This window comes from Bacillus sp. XT-4 (assembly GCF_050864245.1).
Taxonomy (GTDB): Bacteria; Bacillota; Bacilli; order Bacillales; family Bacillaceae; genus Bacillus; species Bacillus altitudinis.
Genome location: NZ_JBPAFI010000004.1, coordinates 106,680 through 126,209, shown reverse-complemented (window position 1 = coordinate 126,209; position 19,530 = coordinate 106,680). Strand labels below are relative to the sequence as shown.

The window sequence follows — 19,530 nt, the reverse complement described above, 5'->3', positions numbered from 1 at the left end:
CGTATGAAGTGTTAAACGTGGAGCAGTTTCATGTAGATCTGTTCAATATCAGAGACAGACATCGGCTTCGGGTTGTTATCCATTAATCTCTTCACCTCTGAAGCAGCTTCAGCAAGTACCGGAACATCTTCTTTTGACACGCCGAAGGCTTTGAGTTGTTGAGGAATGTGTAAATCCGCTGTCCACTCTTCAACTTGACGAATCACTTGCTCTGCAAGCGTATGCTTTGAGCCTTTCTCTTCGATCCCTATCACTCTAGCAATATCTTCAAGACGATCTTTGATATGGTCTGCATTAAACGCCGTGACATGAGGAAGCAGCATGGAATTAGCGACACCGTGTGAAATTTTGAATTTCCCCCCTAACGGATAAGCCATTGCATGAACAGCAGCGGTTCCGGCACTTGTGAGCGCCATCCCGCCATACATGGCACCAACCAGCATATCTTCCCTTGCTGTCATATTATCCCCGTGATGATAGGCCTCCTGAATACTTCCTGAAATGAGCCTCATCGATTCGAGTGCAAACATATCACTAAATGGATTGGCTTTATTTGAAATATACGATTCAAGCGCATGCGTAAACGCATCCATCCCTGTAGCTGCGGTAATGGCTTTTGGCAATTTGAGTGTCAGTGCGGGATCTAAGATCACAAGATCAGGCAAAAGGTATGGGCTGACCATGCCAATTTTTAATTCTTTTTCCGGAAAGGTAACAATCGCGTTTGGTGTCACTTCTGATCCCGTACCTGAGGTTGTTGGAATGAGAATCGTTGGAACTCCTCTTTTTTTAACAAGGTTCGTGCCAACGAGATCAGAAATTGGCTGATCATTCGTCTTTAGAACAGCTAATATTTTGGCCGCATCCAGCACACTCCCGCCACCAATCCCAATAATAGCTTCATGCTCCCCTTTTAAAAATGTCTGGAATACGTCCTCGATATTTTCTTCCGTTGGTTCAGGCTTAATCTCTGTGCTGATCTCACTCACAATCCCTTTTTTCGCAAGTTCTGTTTTGATTTGATCTGCGTAACCAAGAGATACGATGGATGGCTGCGTTAAAATAAAAATCGATCTCAATTTGCTAAGTCCTAATAGCTCTAGCTTCTCCCCAAGGAGCTCTAGAGAGTGGGCGCCAGAAACAATGTGTGATGCCGTTTGAAAGTGATAATGTGATATTGTCATCTCTTCACGACTCCTTTGCTGCTTTTGCTTGTATCCGATAATTCTCCATCATGTTCACCACAGCTTCTAAAGCCTCGCCGGATAATGCTTTGACCGGGCTTTTTGGCGGACCTACAGGAATCCCTGAAAGTTCAGCTGCTTTTTTCAAAGGTGCTGGTAACGTTCCTAATGTGAATGTCGCTCTTAACGGCTGCAGTTGCTGCTGACATTGCTCACTTTGGTCAAGATTTCCTTGCTGAAACGATTCATAAATGCCAACGACGGTTTTGGGAAGCACATTTGCCGTTGCCGCCACTGCACCTGTTCCGCCTAGCTTCAATGTCTCTAAAATGAGGGAATCCGTTCCTGCAAGCACGACAAACTCTTCATCCTTTGTGACATCGAGATACGCTTTGATATTGGCAATATCTCCACTACTGTCTTTAATACCTAACACATTCGGTAGAACGCTGAGCCTTGCAACCGTCTCTGGCGCAAGTGACACACCTGTTCTTGATGGAATGTTATAAAGTAAAATGGGGATGGTCACATTCTCTGAAATATGACGAAAATGCTCATACAGCTCCTCTTGTGATGGCGCAACAAAATAAGGGGTGATAACCGACAAGACATCTACGCCTAAATCTGCGAACTTGTTTGACAGCTTAATGGTTGCCTTAGTGCTATTCTCACCTGCTCCCATGTATACAGGTACCCTGCCGCCCGCAGCCTTTACAACAGTTTCAGCAATTTGAAGCTTTTCTTCCTCTGAAAACAAATGAAATTCGCCGTTTGTCCCTAAAGCAAAGATGCCGTGCACACCTGAGTCGATTAAATGATCAATAAGTTGCTTTGTCACTTCTGGATGAAAATGCTCTTCTTCTGTAAGCGGTGTCAAAATAGCTGGAATGATTCCTTGAATGTTCAAATGATCCTCCCCTTTCGGTTGTTGCATTTTTAAACAATTAATTATTAAAACGCTTTCATTATTCTTATTATAAAAGCAATATGATTTATTTAGCAACATATTTTTCGTTTTTTTCAAATATTCAGTGGATGACATAAGTAGATGTTGATGTTTTCAACAAAAAAAGTGAACCAGCCGGTTCACTTTTTCATAGCATTCAATGTATGAAGAAGATGCTTCACTTTCAGTCTGACTCTTTCATGTAAATGAGCAGTATGCTCCTTTTCTTCTGCATTGGCAGCAGCGATACAAAGATGATGTACCTGGATACTTGTCTCTTGTTTGATGAAGTGCATCAGCTCGCCCATTAGCTGGACAGACGCACCATCTGATATCGTTCCTTTCAGCACAAGCCAAACGGACAGCTCTCCTTCTTGATGCATCCCATAAAGAAGGACATCTTCATCATCATCTTCAGCGGCGTATTGCTTCGGCCCATCAGATTGACCAAGAAATAAGTACCCTTCCTCATCATCCAGCATGTCATGGAGTGCTTCAGTTCCCGTTCCAAGGGACCGTGTCCAAAAGAAACCCCCGCTTTTCTCATGTGATGAAAGGATGCGCAATGGCTGATGAGTAGAAAATGTCATTCCGTTTGCGCCATATGTTTTCCACCCATTCGCTAAGTTCAGCCTTGAATGTTCAGAGATGGACGCAGGTTCAATTACCAGCTGAGGGTTGGCCCGCAGTGGATGTTGGAGAGGTGTTACATTTGTTTCATACACCCGGTTCACCCGTTCGGTGGTCAACACATGATGCGGTTCTCCCAGCATGTCCGTCTTTCCTTCATTCAGCAAAAGCAGACTGTCACAATACAAACTGGCAATGTTCACATCATGAAACACACCGATCACCGTTAAGTTAGAGGAAACCGTCTCTTGTTTAATCAAATCGAGTAACTCTTTTTGATAAGCTAAATCAAGAAAACTCGTTGGTTCATCCAGCAATAAATAGTCAGGGCACTGAGCCAGCGCTTGAGCTAAGTAAACCCGCTGCTGTTCTCCACCGCTTAACTCATGGATGGATTGATCCTTAAATTGAGCAATATCTGTTTGGTCCATCACCTTGCTGACAATCTCGATATCTGCTTTCGTAACAGATTGCAGCCAACCTTTCTGATAAGGATAACGCCCAAACTGGACCGTTTCTTCCACTGTAAATGAAAAGGCTTGATCGGTCTTCTGGGGAAGAACCGCCAATTTTTGCGCAAGTGCCTTTGGCCGGTAGGATTGAACTGGATGGCCATCTAGTGTTACTTGGCCGCTCTCAGGTGCTAAAATACCTGCGATCATTTTAAGCAGTGTCGTCTTACCGCTCCCATTTGGACCAAGGATGCCGAGGAATTCCCCTCGCTCCACTTCAAAACTCACGCCGTGAATGACCTCTTTTTCTCCATATCCTCCTCTAACTTCCTTCACTTGAATCATAGATGCGTCCCTCCTCTATATCTGCGAATGAGGATGATGCCAAAGACAGGTGCACCAATTAACGCTGTAATGATGCCAATAGGCAATTCAGTCGGTTCAATGATCGTACGGGAGAGCACATCTGCTAAAACGAGAAAGGAAGCACCATTCAGCATCGACAAAGGCAGCAAATGACGATGATCCGTAATGGATAAAAGACGGATAAAATGCGGAATCACCAGTCCTACAAATCCGATCGTTCCTGACACAGCCACCGCACTTCCAGTCAGAATCGAACCAGCAAGCAACACCACATATTTGCTCCGTTTCACATGAACCCCTAACAGTTTTGCCTTTTCTTCGCCATATGTCATCACATTTAAATCTCTTCCCATCAAGATCAATGCAAATGTACCAATGAGGAAAAAAGGAAGGAAAAGAGCAATATATCGCCAGCCTCTCATAGACACACTGCCTAGAAGCCAATGAATAATCTCTTTTAAATCATCACCTGTTAACGCAATCATTAATGAAATGAGCGCTCCTAAAAAAGAGCTAAAGATGACCCCCGTCAAAATTAAAGAAGAAATGCTCATTCCTCGGTGAACCAGACGGGCAAAAAAGAGGACGAGACATAGTGTGACAAGCGCTGTTGTCATACTCAAAAAAGGCAGTGTAAAACTGCCGAGCAAAGGAAACTGCAAACTGAAAAACAATGTGGCTACAGCCCCCACAGATGCCCCTTGAGATACCCCAAGTGTATAAGGGTCAGCGAGAGGATTTTTTAATAAACCTTGAAAGGCTGCACCAGATAACGCCAGAGCTGCTCCGACTAACGCCGCTAATATCACTCTCGGCAGCCGGATATTCATCATAATATTGCGGTCAATTGCATCAATGGTTCCGGCCTGAATTCCAAATACTTCATGAACAAAGATCCGAAGTATAGAAGGAATGGGAATCCCTAAACTGCCAAATGAGATTCCCATTCCAATGCTCACCACAAGAAGTAAAACACTTGCTGTGTATGCGATGATGATTTTATTTGAACGTGTCAGGATAGATACTTTTCGCAAGAGCCTCCACTCCTTCAACCAATCGCGGTCCCGGTCGTGATGCCAGATCCGTATTCAATTGAAAGACTTGTTTTTCTTTGACTGCTTTGATCGCCTTCCAGCCGTCTCTTTTTTTCAGATCAGCTAAGCTTGCGCCATCAATCGTAACAATAGCATCAGGATTTCGTTTAATAATTGATTCTTCCGTCATTTGCACCCAGCCTGTTTGGTCGCCAGCAGCATTTTTTGCATGAATGACAGACAACATTTCGTCCATAAACGTTTGTTTACCTGTTGTATAAATTTCAGGTGCACCTGATACTTCGACAAAAACTGTTTTTTGTTTGTCTTTGGAGATGGATTCTGCTTGTTTTTTGATGTCATTCAGTTTTGATTTCATCTCATCTACAAGCTTCGTTGATGCCTCTTTTACGCCAGCTGCTTCACCAATCATATTAATAGACTTATACACATCTTTGAAGGAAGCTGCATCATTAACAGTCAGCACTTGAATACCTGCATCTTCAAGCTGTTTAAATCCGTCTTTTGAGCTCATTTGTGATGCATGTGCTAAGACAAGATCAGGCTTTAAGGAAATAACCTTCTCTACATTGAAATCAAGACCGCCAATCTTCTCGACCTTTTCTACTTCCTTTGGATAGTTGTCAAAGTCTGATCGACCAACGATTTTATCTCCAAGACCAAGGGCATAGGCAACCTCTGTATTACTTGGAATTAACGAAACAATTCGTTTAGGCTGTTCTTTGATTTCAACTGTTTTACCAGCTGCATCTTTGATGGATACAGGAAATGCGGCAGCCGCTGTCTCTTTAGGCTTTGAACTGTTTGTTTTTTGGTCCGTTTCCGCACCTGCACACCCTGCTAAAACACCGATCACAAATAACAATGATAGCCAAATACCAGTTAACTTCTTCATCAATAAACCCCCTGCTTTATGTACTGCTTGACGTCATCTCTTTCGTCAATTCTTTTCTAATTTCGGGAATATTATACTACAGAGCAGATAGGTTGTATATGTGACGGCCAATACGTTTTTTTGCCCTTATAAAAGAAAAACAGCCTTTGACGTGGCTGTTTTCACTTCGCTATTGGTTGATATGTTCACCATTAATGACAACTTTCTGAAATGAAGGAGATACTGCATGTTCCAATGAAAGAGGGTACGTGACATCGTCAATGACACAGTCTTTCATTTTAAAGTGTGTGACCGGGGAATGTGAGTATGCGGCGATCTTGACACCATATCGCCCTCCGCTGCTTTTTAACCCTTCTACTTCAATATGACGGACTACAGGCCTATGCGGACCGGCATCCCCTTCCTCATACATCATGTCGATACAGACCACCTCATGCTTTAAGCTTTTCACTAGATTGTTTTTAAAATAGATGTGTTCAATGGTACCGCCCCTGACAGAGTTGGTCTTAATGCGCAATGCCCTGTCGAGGTTCGGACTGTCCATGACATTATCCTCTGCATATACATACTTGACGCCTCCAGAGATTTCACTCCCGATCGTTACTCCGCCATGACCATCACGCATCGTATTTCTACGAATGACGATGTTTTCAGATGGAACACCGATTCTCCGGCCGTCCTCATTTCTGCCCGATTTAATGGCAATACAATCATCGCCATTATCAAAATAACAATCTTCAATGAGCACATGTCGGCACGACTCTGGATTCACACCATCTGTATTTGGGCCATGACCGATGATATTCACCCCGCGGACGATGACGTTTTCACTTAACACCGGATGGACTTGCCACATCGGTGAATCCTTTACGGTTACTCCTTCAATGAGAATGTTTTGGCAATTGTATGGCTGGATAAAGCTTGATCTTAAATAATGTCCTTCACCAAACACTCTTTCTTCCACTGGTATTCTTTTTTCAGCCATTTCAAAAAGAAGCTGACGATCCCGGTCCTGAGAGGGTTGACCATTTGTTCCATACTTCCAAGGCCACCAGTGGTGTTCATCCCCTCTCCCGTCCAGAGTGCCTGCTCCTGTAATCGCGATGTTTTCTGCATGATGGGCATAAATAAGTGGTGAATAATTATAAAGCTCAATGCCTTCATATCTTGTTAGAACAAGCGGGAGATAATGACGTGTATCTTGGCTGAAGGTCACATAGGCGTCTTCATGAAGATGAAGCTCTACATTGCTTTTCAATTCTAGAGCGCCTGTCAAAAATGTCCCTTCAGGAATCAGCACACGCCCTCCTTTCAAACGATGTGCATCATCGATGGCAGACTGAATAGCATTTGTCGAAAGCTCTATCCCTTTGTTATCTGCACCATAATGAATGACATTGAATTCACGATCTGGGAACTTTGGCGCTTTTATTTGCTTTAACACCTGATCTATACCATCTGTTTCTTTGTCTTTTTTCCCTTGCTTTGCTAAACGTGCGAGTCCAATTCCTGTTAGTACTGTTCCTGCTGTCACATACATCAAATTCCGTTTTTTAGACATTTCCTCATCCCCCAGACGCCTTAAAGTGTCACACCTGTTTTAAAAATGGCCAGCTCTCTAAAATTGTTTTTTTCATGATTTAACAGCTTTCCACTCGCCACATCAATCAACGTGGCAATGAATTTCTCTAGCACCACATCTTCTGGTACATCTTCAAGCAATTCCCCCGCATTAAAGTCGATCCAATGTTTTTTTGTTTCATATAAAGCGGTATTGGTCGATACCTTCATCGTTGGAACAAATGTGCCAAACGGTGTGCCTCTGCCTGTTGTAAAGAGGACGAGCTGACAGCCAGACGCTGCGAGAGCAGATGAAGCAACCAAATCATTCCCAGGCGCACTTAATAAATTCAATCCTTTTCGTTTTAGCAGCTCCCCGTATGTTAAAACATCCTTTATAACGGAAGTACCCGCTTTTTGTGTGCAGCCGAGAGATTTATCTTCTAATGTCGAAATTCCTCCTGCTTTATTTCCCGGGGAAGGATTTTCATATACTGGCTGTCGATGATCCATAAAGTATTGTTTAAAATCATTGATCATCTGCACAATATTGTCGAATGTCGCTTTTGATTCCGCTCTCTCCATTAAGATCGTTTCAGCCCCGAACATTTCCGGTACTTCTGTTAAGACGGTGGTTCCGCCTTGAGCCACAATAAAATCGGACAGTCTGCCTAAAAGTGGATTTGCGGTAATGCCTGAAAACCCATCTGATCCTCCGCATTTCAAGCCAATTTTCAGCTCAGATAACGGAATGTCTTCACGCTGATCTTCTTTCGCTGCGTCATAAATTTCCTTGAGCAAAGCGACACCCGTCTCAATCTCATCCCCTACTTCTTGGCTTCTTAAAAATTTCACCCTCGTCTGGTCATACTCCCCTAATGTAGCCTGAAAATCCTCAATGTCATTGTTTTCACAGCCAAGCCCTAGAACGAGAACCCCTCCAGCATTTGGGTGCTTTACGGCATTTTGAAGAATGTTTTTTGTGTTTTCATGATCATCCCCAAGCTGTGAGCACCCATAATTGTGCTTTAATACGAGAGCCGTTTCAAAAGGAAGGATGTCTCCACCCATTTCAGCGGTAAATATTTGAATGATTTGATCAGCAATGCCATTGACACACCCAACTGTTGGGACAATCCAAAGCTCATTTCGTATACCACTTGCGCCATTTTTTCGTTTATACCCTTTGAATGTCAGATTCGTTTTTTCATAGGGGTTTTCTGTTAAAGAAGGGCGGTATTCGTAATCGAGCTTACCTGATAGATTCGTTTTGATATTGTGCGTATGCACCCATTCTCCAGCAGAGATCTTAGTGGCTGCATGACCAATGGGGTAGCCATATTTGATGATATTCTCTTTTTCTTTGATCTCAGCCAATGCAAATTTATGACCTTTAGGAACGGTTTCTTTTAAAATGATTGTATGACCTTGGTGCTGAAGCTCTTCGCCTTGCTCAAGCACTTTTAAAGCGATACCAACATTATCTGAAGGATGAATCACAACAAAGTCTCTCATGCCTTCTCCCCCTGACTTTCATATTGAAGAATTTGGTGAACAGCAGCTCTCATGCCATTTTCATGTATGAAGGTGAGCTGCTCGGCTACTGCATCCTTCAGCCCTACGATCCTCGTCAAATCCATCCCCCATAAAATTTCGTTTGAAAGAAGTTGATCGACCATTAATTCATAGGAATGGTCCACTTCCTCCCATGCTTCCTTCATGAATGTCATCACAGACTCATCATCCTTTATTTGATCTGCATGGACTTGATAAAAATAAATCAAACTGCTCAGTGAGAACATAAGCTTCGTAGGCAACTGTTTTTTTAGCTCTATATAATCTAGAAGAGACGGGAGAATACGCGCCCGAAACTTCGATACACCGTTTAAGGCAATATCGAGTAATTGATGTTTGACAAAAGGGTTGCAGAATCGATCCCACACGGATTGTGTATAAAGAAGAAGCTCTTCTTCAGGAAGTGGCAAACTTGGCAGCACTTCCTCCTCAAGCATGCGGCGAATGAACATAGCAACATGCTCATCATCCACCGCTTTTTTGACAGTATCCAAGCCACATGAATATGCAATCGGCACCATCGCTGTATGTGCACCGTTTAAAATGCGAACCTTGCTCATACGATAGGGAGCGATATCTTCCACAAAAAGTACGTTTAACCCTGCTTCTTGAAAAGGAAGCTCTTTTTGAACAAACGCAGGTGCTTCAATGACAAACAGGTGATAATATTCTGCTGTGACAAGCAATTCATCGATATACCCCTCTTCTTTTTGAACAGTCTCCGCTGCTTCCTGAGAAAATCCTGGGACAATCCGATCAACTAACGTATTACAGAACGTGTTGGCTTCCTTGACCCAAGCCACAAAATCAGGCGGAAGATTCCACTCAGCTGCCATTGTGATCACATATTCTCTTAATCGATCACCGTTTTGTTCAATCAATTCACAAGGTAAAATGATCAAGCCCTTTTTCTCATCTCCAGAAAAAGCTTTGAAGCGGTGATACAAGAAGGCTGTCAGCTTTCCTGGAAAACTTACTTGCGGCCGATCTTCTAATCGGTCCTCTTTTCTTAACACAAGTCCTGCCTCTGTTGTATTAGAAAAGACAAAGCGCACATTAGGACTTTCCGCTACATGTAAAAAGGCTTCATAATCTGTATATGTGCTGATTCCCCTGCTGATGGATTGAATGACGATCCGTTCGTTCATTTCTTTTTGGTCATGAAATCCTTGAATACATAAAGTGTACAAACCATCTTGTTCATTTAGAGCGGTCACTGATCCTTTTCGAGGAGGAACGACCACTGCTCTTCCTTTAAAATCTGTACAGTCGTTTAGCTTCTGGATCTGCCAATTCATAAATCCCCGCATAAAGTTTCCTTCGCCAATTTGTAGAATGGTTTCAGGATATTCAGCCACTGGGTACACATCTTTGGATAATCGTCTCAAACGCTTTTCCTCCCTGCATTTTTTGCACACGTGAACATTTTCATTTAAAAGATGCTGATTACTGCACCTTTTTTACTGAATCTCTAATCATCAGCTCTGTGTGGACATACACTTTTTCCAGATGATCGTCTTCTTGCTTTTCACCGTTGATGACTGAAAGGATCGCTTCTGCTCCAAGCGCACACATTTTTTCAATTGGCTTTTTGACTGTTGTGAGGGCAGGCGTTGTATAAGATGAAAATGAAATATCATCAAATCCGATAATAGAGAGATCATCAGGACACCTTTTACCTTTTGCAAACAATGCATTCATCGCACCAATCGCCATGTCATCGTTTGAGCAAAAAAGGGCAGTTGGCGGATCATCAAGAGTGAGTAAGGCTTCCATTGATTCATAGCCGCTCTTCATATGATAGTCGCCTGTGATCATGTATTCTTTCTTCATGGGTACATGATGGTCAATGAGTGCTTGCAAAAAACCAGCTTTTCTTTCCTGTGTGGATTTAAACCCTTCTTTCCCTTCAATAATGGCAATTTGTTTATGCCCCTGCTGAATGAAATAGTGTGCAGCTTGATATGCCCCTTCACCATCATCCGCTAATATATTCATCACTTGATTACTTTCTACACGACGATTCAGTACAATAATGGGAATTCCCTGTTTTTTCACATGATGGATAAACGCTTCATCATGCTCGCTCTGGCTCATGAGCAAAATACCATCATACCGCTGTTTATGAATGGTTGTGTAATCGTGAAAATCGTCAATTCCTCTTACAACCAAATGATAGTTTTCTGTTATCACACTGTTGACGCCTTTTAATGCATCAACAAAGAAACTTGAGGATGTGCCTTCTGTTAAACTCGTAAAAAACAGACCAATTGTAAATGATTTTTGCGAGACAAGGCCTCTGGCATGGACATTCGGTGAGTAATTCAGCTGTTTTGCAATCGACAAGATGTTTTGTTTTGTTTTCTCTTTAATAAAAGGACTGTTATTCAAAGCCCTTGATACTGTGGTATGAGAAACGTTTGCCAATTTTGCTATATCTTTGATTGTGACTGTCATGCTATTCCGCCTTTTATGATTTTTTATCATCTTATCATAAAAACGCTTTCATATTCTTGCTTTTTGTTCATATCATCTTGCTTTTATGCGAAAGCTCATTTGCCCGTTCAAATTGAAAATACTGCTTTGCATTTTCATAGCTGATTCCTTTTACCATTCCCCCTAGCAAATTGAGATCATTAGGCGCTTCACCTTTTTCCACCCAATCTCCAATGATGTCACATAACAGTCTACGGAAATATTCATGTCTTGTGTAAGACAGGAAGCTTCGTGAATCTGTCAGCATCCCAATAAATCGGCTGATCAGTCCGATACTGGAAAGTGCCATCATCTGCTCTGTCATTCCCTGCTTTGTATCATTAAACCACCAAGCTGTTCCATGCTGCATTTTCCCAGGAGTCTTTCCATCTTGAAAACTTCCAGCTATTGTTGAAATCACCACATTGTCCCTTGGATTCAAGGAATAGAGGATGGTTTTTGGCAATGCATGTGCTTGTTCTAACCGATCTAATACGCGGCAAAGAGGCTTTGCAATGTCTTCATCATTCATTGCATCATATCCGGTATCTGGTCCAAGTCGCTTAAACATTTTCGAGTTGTTGTTTCTGAGCGCATTGATATGAAGCTGCATCGCCCATCCCCGCTGAGCATATGCCTGACCTAGTTCAATGAATGTGTGTGTTTTAAATTGAACCTTCTCCTTTTCCGTCAATGGATGTCCAGACATTCTTTTATGAAAAATGATCGTAGCTTCTTCTTCCGTCGTGTCTTCGTACGTCATTTCATTGATGGCATGATCTGAAATCAAACAGCCCTGTTCATGAAAGAAATCGATACGCATATGAAGTGCTTTTATGAAGTCTTGATAGGATTCGATCGGGATAGATGAAACCTCCGCCAACTGATCAACATATTCGATAAACAAGTCATTTGTGATATCTAATGCCTTATCTGGCCGAAACCCTGGCAACACTTGCACAGAAAAGCCTTCTTCCCGCAGTTGTTGGTGATAAATCAACGAATCAACCGGATCGTCTGTCGTCACAACCGTTTCAACATTTGATTTCACAATGAAATCTCTCGCACCAAATCCGTCTCCTTGCAACTTTTCATTTACTTTTTTCCAGATGATATCTGCGCTATCTTCATTCAAAAGTTCTTCGACATCAAAATATCGTCTTAGCTCTAGATGGGTCCAGTGATAGAGAGGATTTCCAATCGTCATCGGAACGGTTTTCGCCCATGCTAAAAATTTCTCATCATCTGAGGCATCTCCTGTGATATGTGTTTCAGGTATCCCATTTGCTCTCATGGCGCGCCATTTGTAATGATCTCCGTAAAGCCATGCTTCAGTTATATTTTGGAACGTTTTATTTTCATAGATTTCTTTTGGACTTAAATGACAATGGTAATCAATAATCGGAAGGTTCTTTGCAAATTCATGGTATAGCTTTTCCGCCGTTTGACTGTTTAATAAAAACTGCTCATCTAAAAAGGCTTTCATCAAACTCCCCCATCTCTTATAATGATGAAAATCAATTTGTTCACGTTAACAATTTTATTGTAATCGTTTACAAAATTGATTTCAATCCTAAAACAAGAAAAAACGATTTCCTTTAGAAAAGAAAATCGTTTTTTGGCTATTTTACAGATGGTGTTTTCTTTAGGATAATCGCAATAGTTGTTCCTTGACCTAATTCACTTTCTACTTGAATATCGCCATCGTGCAGTAAGACAAGCTCTTTTGCAATCGCCAGTCCTAGTCCTGTTCCATTTGTTGGATCATTCGTATTTGTCCCTCTATAGTAACGATTAAATAAATGATCCACCGTTTCTTGCGCCATTCCGCGTCCGTTATCTTTCATTTCGATCCGAACTTCATCATTTGTTTCAGATAGAACAGCTTGAATAAGAGTACCTTTCTGGTTATGCTTCACTGCGTTCGCCAGCAGGTTCTCAATGACTCGTCTAAACCAGGCTTTATCGATCTCAAACATGACACCCTCTGTTTGATCTTCAAAGGATGATAAATAATCTTCTGAAAGCGTGCTTCTTGAAAACTCGTCCATAATGGAGGCTAAAAATTCACCAAGTTCAACAGGTTTTCGATTAATAGGCAATGCACCATTTTTCAATCGATACGTGAGGTTTAAATCCTCAATCAAGGTCGACATGTATTCTGATTTCTCACGAATGACTTGTCCCATTTCCATGACTTCTTCCTTGGACCATTGGTATTGATCTGATTCTAGCATTAATCCATAGCCGTAAATCGTGCTAAGAGGCGTTTTTAGATCATGAGACAGCCCTGCGATCCATTCTTCCCTTGTGGTTTGAATTTTTCTTCGGTTTGCTTCATTCTCTTTTAACGTATTGGTGAGCTGATCCATTGTTTTGAGGATATCCTCAAACAGCCGGTACTCCCGCTTAATACGGCCCTTTTTATTTTTACTTACTGGAATACCTTTTCTATTTGTTGGCTCCTGCAATTTATTTCTTGATAAGAAAATCAGCCAGCGGATAATGTGATAGATCGGTAGCCCATAGCGATACGAGTACCATAATGTCATAACGATAATAATCGTAAGCGCAAGACCTGCAATCAAAAGCGTTGTATATTGGTTTAAAGCCTCTGTCTCTTTATCATAAAGCTCGTCTGGGCTGTATACTTTGTTTGGCACCGAAACAATCATATACAAATCCTTATTCACTTTGATATACGACAGGTCACTTCTAAACTCCCAAGGCTTTGATTGATACTTGAGCAGTTCAACATCCGTTACGTTATTTTTCAAATTATTTTTGGCTCGGATACCTTTTAAGTATTTTCCTTCTTCATTAAACAGATGCACCGATCCATTCATTCTTTTCAAAAATTCTTTTGTTTCAACTGAATATTGAGACAATGCAGCCAGGTTTTTTTCATGCTGCTTGAGATAATTGGCTACCTTTGTGCTGTTCGTTTTAAATCCATATAAGACGATAAAGCTTTCTTGATCAATCTCAATTGGCCAGAAGTACATCTTATAATCTTTAAATTGTCTTTTTTCAAAGATCTTGATCATTTCATCCTTTTGATAGGATGTTGGAATGTTTTTAGGGAGTTGATAGCTATAGACGTTGCGTTTTTTGGAATCAATCACTTGTAGCCAGCCATCACGTTTTTCCACTGCTTGTTTGAGCTGATCATCGGCTTCCATTTTTCCATCCTCGTTAAAATAAAGCCAGCTCATGAGTGTATCTCCATCTGCCTTCGTTAAACCAGTTTCAGTCATATTCTCATAGCGTTTTTGAAAATAAAGATTTTCAGAGAATGTTTGCCCGATCGTTAGAATGACGATGACAATAAACATTTGTCCGACAAAGTGAAAGAAAAGTTTTGTTCGTAAATTCATAAACTATTGAAGAACCTTCACAGGTTGGGGAATGAACTTATAGCCCATACCACGGATCGTCACAATATATTCAGGCTGACTTGGATCTAACTCTATTTTTTCTCTCAGCTTTCGGATATGAACCATGACGGTGTTGTTGTCACCATATGACGGAACCCCCCATACTTTCTCATAGATTTGATCTTTTGAAAGTACTACATTCGGATGGTCACAAAAATACTTCAGCAAGGACAAAAGCTGAGCTGAGCAAGCCGTCACCTTTCCCCTTACTTTCAACTCGGCTGCATGAGGATGGTACGAGAAATGAGTATATTCATATTGACTGTGCGCTTCTTCCTGCTCCTCCTGTAAGGAGACATAAGTTCGGTTTAAGTGCGCCTTAATTCTAGCTACTAGCTCTAACGGATTAAATGGCTTTGTGATGTAATCGTCTGCACCTTGTGCAAATCCAGTCAATTTGTCTACATCAGACGTTCTTGCTGTTAAATAGAAAATCGGTGCCTTCGTCATTTTCCTGATGTCAGGCAGAACATCAAAGCCTGACTTACCGGGCATCATCACATCTAGAAGTAAGAGGTGGATGTCCTCGTTTTTGACAATATCTAATGCTTCATCTGCATGATAGGCTTTATAAATATGTTGAAACCCTTCTTTTTTTAATACGCGTTCAACCATTTTTACAATTGCTTCTTCGTCATCTGCAATCAATATTTTTGCTGTTTCCACGCATCTCTTTCCTTTCTAGCTATGATCTCTAACCGTATATTACCATTGTCCAAAGTAAAAAAGTACCTCTTTTCTACATAAAAGCGAAAAAAGATCGACTGGAGAAAATGGCATAACAAGGTAATATCAAAAAATGCAAAAAAAACCCGGTCATACATACCGAGTTTTTGTCCATCTATTATCCGTTCACAGCTTCAAGCTTTCTTTCATGATTCATTAAGTCATATGTTAAACAGATCGGCTTATTCGTTCTCGGATCAAGAACAATTTCTGCATCGATGTGGAACACCTGACTGAGCACCTCTTTTGTCATGACCTCATGAGGCGTACCCTCTTTAATGACTTTCCCTTGATTGAGGGCAATCATGTAATGCGAAAAGCGTGCAGCATGATTGAGGTCATGAATTACCATCAGCACCGTTCTGCCCTGTTCTCTGTTTAAGCGTTCTAATAGCTGAAGGATCTCCAGCTGATGAGCAAGATCTAAATACGTCGTTGGTTCGTCTAATAAAAGCAGCTCTGTTTCCTGAGCGAGTGCCATCGCAATCCATACCCGCTGACGCTGTCCACCGGAGAGTGCTTCAATTGGCCGGTCATGAAATGCAATCATTCCCGTCTCCTCAAGTGCCCATCTGATGATTCGTTTGTCCTCATTTGATAAGCGGCCAAATCCATTTTGATGTGGGAAACGTCCATATGACACAAGCTCATAAACGGTCAGACCACTTGGGGCTTCAGGCGTCTGCGGTAAGATAGCCATTTGTTTTGAAATTTCTTTTGTTGGTGTTTGATGGATCGCCTGGCCATTTAAATAAACAGCACCTTGATGGGACTTCATAATACGAGACATTGTTTTTAAAATCGTTGACTTCCCGCACCCATTCGGCCCAATTAATGTGGTCACCTTGCCTTTTGGGATGCTGATATTTAAATCGTCTACAATCAAACGGTCATGATAGCCAATACAAAGCTTTTCTGTTTCAAGTGATTTCATCTGTTGTACTCTCCTTCCTCATTAGTTCGTTTTCATCAATAAGTAAATGAAGTAAGGTGCGCCTAAAGCAGAAACGACAAGTCCAACGGGCACCTCTGATGGAGCAAGTATGACACGCCCAAGTGTATCTGCAAGTAATAACAGCAGTGCACCAATCATAGCGGACGCCGGTATCATTCCTTGATGTTTCGGTCCAACTAGCTTTCTTGCGAGGTGTGGTGCCGCTAACCCTAGGAACGATATACTCCCTGCAACAGCAACACTTGCACCGGCTAATGCAACTGCAATCAGCATGAGAAAACTTCTTTCTTTATGAACTGAAATCCCTAAGCCATAAGATATCTGGTCACCCAAATTCATGATATTTAAGTAGCGTGCCCTCACCATCGCTAATACAAGAAAAATCAGCATCCACGGCACGACTGATAAGACATATGTCCAGCTTGAGCCCCAAATACTTCCTGACAGCCACACAATGGCTTGGTTAAAATCATTTGGGCTCATCTTTAATTGAATGACCACAATTGCTGCCGAAAATGCAGCATTGATCCCAATACCAGTTAAAATCAATCGAACAGGCGTAATGCCCTTTTTCCACGCTAGCACATAAATGAGAAATGCAGCAAAGGCTGCACCTGCGAAAGCGAAAAGCGGCAGTACAAATATCGTAAAATCACCTAAGTTCGACATCGAACCCTGAAAGGCAAAGATAAACAAAACAACCGCAAAACCTGCACCCGCATTTACACCTAGAATGCCGGGATCAGCTAAACCATTTTGAGAAACACCTTGCCAAATAGCACCTGATACAGCGATAGAAGCGCCAACAAGTAAAGCGATGACCATCCTTGGAAGTCTGAACTCGAATAATACAAGCTCATCCATTTCACTTCCGAGTCCAAAAAATGTTTTGAATGTATCCATCGGAGAAATCCTTATCTCTCCGGTATTTAAACTAATCAGGAACACAGCCACGATGGCTAAAAAGATCATGACCATCGTTCGTTTGTATTTCTTTTTCTTTGCCTGCTGCACCATTTCCATTTAAATTCCGCTCCTTTCACGTCTCGCTAAATATAAGAAGAAAGGAACGCCTATAATGGCTGTAATGGCACCAACTGGCGTTTCAAACGGCGCATTGACAAGCCTTGCCGCAATGTCTGCATAAATGAGCAAAATAGCCCCTAAAATAGCTGAGCAAGGTATAATCCAGCGATAGTCAACGCCGACCAAGAAACGCGTAACATGAGGAATCACAAGCCCGATAAAGCCAATAGAACCTGCAACTGACACGGCTGCACCTGTTAAAAGGATCACGACCAATATGCCAAGTACCTTGACTGTTCGTGTATATTGTCCAAGCCCTTTTGCTAATTCATCACCTAAGCTTAAAACCGTGATGGAGCGGGCAAGAATCATTGCGATGATCAGTCCTACAACCGCAACTGGAATGATGATCTTAATATTGCTCCAATTTACCCCAGCCACACCGCCTGCGTACCAAAAACTCATATCTTGCGCGACGTCAAATCGAATGGCAATCGCTGAGGAAATTGAGCTTAAAAGTGCGCCAACAGCCGTACCGGCTAATGCGAGTTTCACAGGAGTAAGCCCCCCTTTTGAAAGGGTTCCAACCCCAAATACAATAGAAGCACCGAGTGCGGCACCCAAAAATGACCAAAGAATTAATGTAAAAGAAGATTGGCCTGGGAAAAAAGCAAACGCAATGGCAATCGCAAATGCAGAGCCATTTGTCACACCCATGATTTCAGGAGACGCAAGCGCATTTCTTGTCATGCCTTGCATGATGGCACCCGATACTGCTAAAAAGGCACCGACAAGTGCGGCACCAACTGTACGCGGCAGCCTCAGTTCCCTAATGATTTGATGTGAGGTTTGTTGTGAGTCAAAATGAAAGACGGCTTCCCATACCGTGTGTAAATGAATGTTTGCCGCTCCTAGCGATACTGATAAAAAAAGACCGAATGCTAAAGCAATGATTCCTATGATGACAACAGCTGCTGTACCAAAAGGCTTTGTCACAATATCTATCGCATCATCTTTAGCTGACAGCTGTTTATTCGATTGTGAGCCCAAAACCAGTCTCTTCCTTTCCGTTCATATCTATTCGTTATTAGTGATAATGATTATCAATCTCGGAGTCTAGTATATCACTTTCTTCACGTTTTGAAATCCTTGTTCTGATAAATTTCTTTATTTTCATCAAAAAACCGGGAGAATTTCACCATTTTCATTTTGGTCATAAAATAGCCGATGCATTTTTTCTTCTATCATGTTAAGATATAATCGCGAATGAGAATCATTATCATAAACAATTGAATAGGAGCGAACTTTTGTGAAAAAACGAACTGGACTTCTTTTGATTTCCTTCATGACCCTTATGATTTTTACTGCTGCTTGCGGCAGCACTTCCAATAAAGAATCGGGAGCCAAAAAAAATGCCACGATCACCTATCAAGATGTAAAGGGTGAAGTGAAACTGCCTCAAAACCCACAACGAATTGTGCTTCTGGCGGAAAGCTATTACGGGGATCTCGTCACACTCGGCAAAACCCCAATTGCTGCCACTGCGCCCATCTTTAAAAACCCTTTCTATAAAGGGAAAACAGATGGAGCGAAAAATCTCGGAAAATCTCCCTCTGTTGAGAAAGTAGCCTCTTTGAAGCCAGATATGATCATTGCTTGGGAAGAAGATGAGAAATTTGATCAATACAAAAAAATTGCACCTACAGTTGCCATTCAATACAATCAATATTCGTTTAAAGACCAGCTAAAAGAATTCGGTAAAATGACAGGCACATCAAAAAAAGCAACGGATTGGATCACAAAATGGGATGCCAAAATTGCTGAAGTGAAACCAAAAGTAACAAAAGCTGTAGGAAACAAAACCGTTTCGATCGTATCACCATTCGATAAGGGCATTTACATTTTCGGTAACACTTTTGCACGCGGTGGTGAAATCATTTATGACGAGCTGAAATTAAAAGCTCCGAAGGCCGTCCAAAAAGAAGCCATCGACAGTGGTGTCGGTTATGCAAACATTTCTCTTGAAAAGCTTCCAGAATTTGCAGGTGATTATATTTTCACAAGCCCATGGAGTGGATCAAAAAGTAATGGCGATCAAGTGTATAAAAGCAGCATCTGGGCATCACTTCCTGCTGCCCAAAACAAACGCGTATTTGAAACAGATACAGTCGGTTACTTCTTTAATGACCCTGTGTCACTAGAAGGTCAGCTCGAATTTATTGTGGATCAATTAACATCTGCCTCATAA

At 41.8% G+C, this 19,530-nt stretch carries 16 protein-coding genes; 1 reads left to right on the top strand and 15 read right to left on the bottom strand.

Translation table 11 applies throughout. From position 1 onward, the window contains the following. Positions 1-11: 11 nt before the first annotated feature. The 15 genes from ACRRMM_RS12725 to ACRRMM_RS12655 all read right to left on the bottom strand — a co-directional run bounded on the left by ACRRMM_RS12725 (position 12) and on the right by ACRRMM_RS12655 (position 18,332). A complete protein-coding gene (locus ACRRMM_RS12725; RefSeq protein ID WP_428828603.1) occupies positions 12-1,184 on the bottom strand; it encodes an iron-containing alcohol dehydrogenase in 1,173 nt (390 codons plus the stop codon). A 4-nt stretch (positions 1,185-1,188) separates the two neighbouring features. Further along, a complete protein-coding gene (dapA, locus tag ACRRMM_RS12720) occupies positions 1,189-2,091 on the bottom strand; it encodes a 4-hydroxy-tetrahydrodipicolinate synthase (RefSeq protein WP_079919746.1) in 903 nt (300 codons plus the stop codon). Between the two features lie 179 nt (positions 2,092-2,270). Beyond that, positions 2,271-3,557, bottom strand: coding sequence for a heme ABC transporter ATP-binding protein (locus ACRRMM_RS12715; RefSeq protein WP_428828604.1), 1,287 nt, complete (start codon positions 3,555-3,557; stop codon positions 2,271-2,273). Further along, the gene (locus tag ACRRMM_RS12710) at positions 3,554-4,612 is read right to left on the bottom strand and encodes a FecCD family ABC transporter permease (RefSeq protein ID WP_046527683.1); all 1,059 of its coding nucleotides are present in this window, start codon (positions 4,610-4,612) and stop codon (positions 3,554-3,556) included. The genes ACRRMM_RS12715 and ACRRMM_RS12710 overlap by 4 nt, the downstream gene beginning before the upstream one ends. Beyond that, positions 4,578-5,528, bottom strand: a complete 951-nt coding sequence (locus tag ACRRMM_RS12705; protein WP_428828605.1) for an ABC transporter substrate-binding protein — start codon at positions 5,526-5,528, stop codon at positions 4,578-4,580. The genes ACRRMM_RS12710 and ACRRMM_RS12705 overlap by 35 nt, the downstream gene beginning before the upstream one ends. Before the next feature lie 169 nt (positions 5,529-5,697). Beyond that, positions 5,698-7,089, bottom strand: a complete 1,392-nt coding sequence (locus ACRRMM_RS12700) for a glycoside hydrolase family 28 protein (RefSeq protein ID WP_428828606.1) — start codon at positions 7,087-7,089, stop codon at positions 5,698-5,700. Positions 7,090-7,109: 20 nt separating this feature from the next. Further along, entirely contained in the window at positions 7,110-8,603 is a 1,494-nt protein-coding gene (locus ACRRMM_RS12695) for a UxaA family hydrolase (RefSeq protein WP_428828607.1), read from the bottom strand. Further along, positions 8,600-10,051: a tagaturonate reductase gene (locus ACRRMM_RS12690; protein WP_428828608.1), complete on the bottom strand. Its 1,452-nt coding sequence runs from the start codon at positions 10,049-10,051 to the stop codon at positions 8,600-8,602. The genes ACRRMM_RS12695 and ACRRMM_RS12690 overlap by 4 nt, the downstream gene beginning before the upstream one ends. A 58-nt stretch (positions 10,052-10,109) precedes the next feature. Continuing rightward, entirely contained in the window at positions 10,110-11,120 is a 1,011-nt protein-coding gene (locus tag ACRRMM_RS12685; protein ID WP_017359253.1) for a LacI family DNA-binding transcriptional regulator, read from the bottom strand. 67 nt (positions 11,121-11,187) lie between these two features. Next, positions 11,188-12,624 (bottom strand): glucuronate isomerase, encoded by a 1,437-nt coding sequence (gene uxaC, locus ACRRMM_RS12680; protein ID WP_428828609.1) that lies wholly within the window; start codon positions 12,622-12,624, stop codon positions 11,188-11,190. A gap of 136 nt (positions 12,625-12,760) precedes the next feature. After that, positions 12,761-14,515 carry a HAMP domain-containing sensor histidine kinase gene (locus tag ACRRMM_RS12675; RefSeq protein ID WP_017359251.1) on the bottom strand — a complete coding sequence of 585 codons (1,755 nt, stop codon included), beginning with the start codon at positions 14,513-14,515 and terminating at the stop codon, positions 12,761-12,763. A gap of 3 nt (positions 14,516-14,518) precedes the next feature. Continuing rightward, on the bottom strand, positions 14,519-15,241 hold the full coding sequence (locus ACRRMM_RS12670; RefSeq protein WP_048002131.1) for a response regulator transcription factor: 723 nt from the start codon (positions 15,239-15,241) through the stop codon (positions 14,519-14,521). A 178-nt stretch (positions 15,242-15,419) separates the two neighbouring features. Next, positions 15,420-16,235, bottom strand: a complete 816-nt coding sequence (locus ACRRMM_RS12665; RefSeq protein ID WP_017359249.1) for an ABC transporter ATP-binding protein — start codon at positions 16,233-16,235, stop codon at positions 15,420-15,422. 21 nt (positions 16,236-16,256) lie between these two features. Continuing rightward, entirely contained in the window at positions 16,257-17,279 is a 1,023-nt protein-coding gene (locus ACRRMM_RS12660; protein WP_007500263.1) for a FecCD family ABC transporter permease, read from the bottom strand. Further along, a complete protein-coding gene (locus ACRRMM_RS12655; protein WP_144626112.1) occupies positions 17,280-18,332 on the bottom strand; it encodes a FecCD family ABC transporter permease in 1,053 nt (350 codons plus the stop codon). It abuts the gene before it with no gap. A gap of 259 nt (positions 18,333-18,591) precedes the next feature. Here ACRRMM_RS12655 and ACRRMM_RS12650 point away from each other — a divergent pair, with 259 nt between their 5' ends. Continuing rightward, positions 18,592-19,530 carry an ABC transporter substrate-binding protein gene (locus ACRRMM_RS12650; protein WP_432450825.1) on the top strand — a complete coding sequence of 313 codons (939 nt, stop codon included), beginning with the start codon at positions 18,592-18,594 and terminating at the stop codon, positions 19,528-19,530.

Bases quoted from the DNA above. Each gene is read 5' to 3' on its own strand.
- ACRRMM_RS12725 (WP_428828603.1), bottom strand. From the start codon at position 1,184: ATGACAATATCACATTATCACTTTCAAACGGCATCACACATTGTTTCT.
- ACRRMM_RS12715 (WP_428828604.1), bottom strand. From the start codon at position 3,557: ATGATTCAAGTGAAGGAAGTTAGAGGAGGATATGGAGAAAAAGAGGTC.
- ACRRMM_RS12665 (WP_017359249.1), bottom strand. From the start codon at position 16,235: ATGAAATCACTTGAAACAGAAAAGCTTTGTATTGGCTATCATGACCGT.
- ACRRMM_RS12705 (WP_428828605.1), bottom strand. From the start codon at position 5,528: ATGAAGAAGTTAACTGGTATTTGGCTATCATTGTTATTTGTGATCGGT.
- ACRRMM_RS12685 (WP_017359253.1), bottom strand. From the start codon at position 11,120: ATGACAGTCACAATCAAAGATATAGCAAAATTGGCAAACGTTTCTCAT.
- ACRRMM_RS12695 (WP_428828607.1), bottom strand. From the start codon at position 8,603: ATGAGAGACTTTGTTGTGATTCATCCTTCAGATAATGTTGGTATCGCT.
- ACRRMM_RS12675 (WP_017359251.1), bottom strand. From the start codon at position 14,515: ATGAATTTACGAACAAAACTTTTCTTTCACTTTGTCGGACAAATGTTT.
- ACRRMM_RS12660 (WP_007500263.1), bottom strand. From the start codon at position 17,279: ATGGAAATGGTGCAGCAGGCAAAGAAAAAGAAATACAAACGAACGATG.
- ACRRMM_RS12700 (WP_428828606.1), bottom strand. From the start codon at position 7,089: ATGTCTAAAAAACGGAATTTGATGTATGTGACAGCAGGAACAGTACTA.
- uxaC (WP_428828609.1), bottom strand. From the start codon at position 12,624: ATGAAAGCCTTTTTAGATGAGCAGTTTTTATTAAACAGTCAAACGGCG.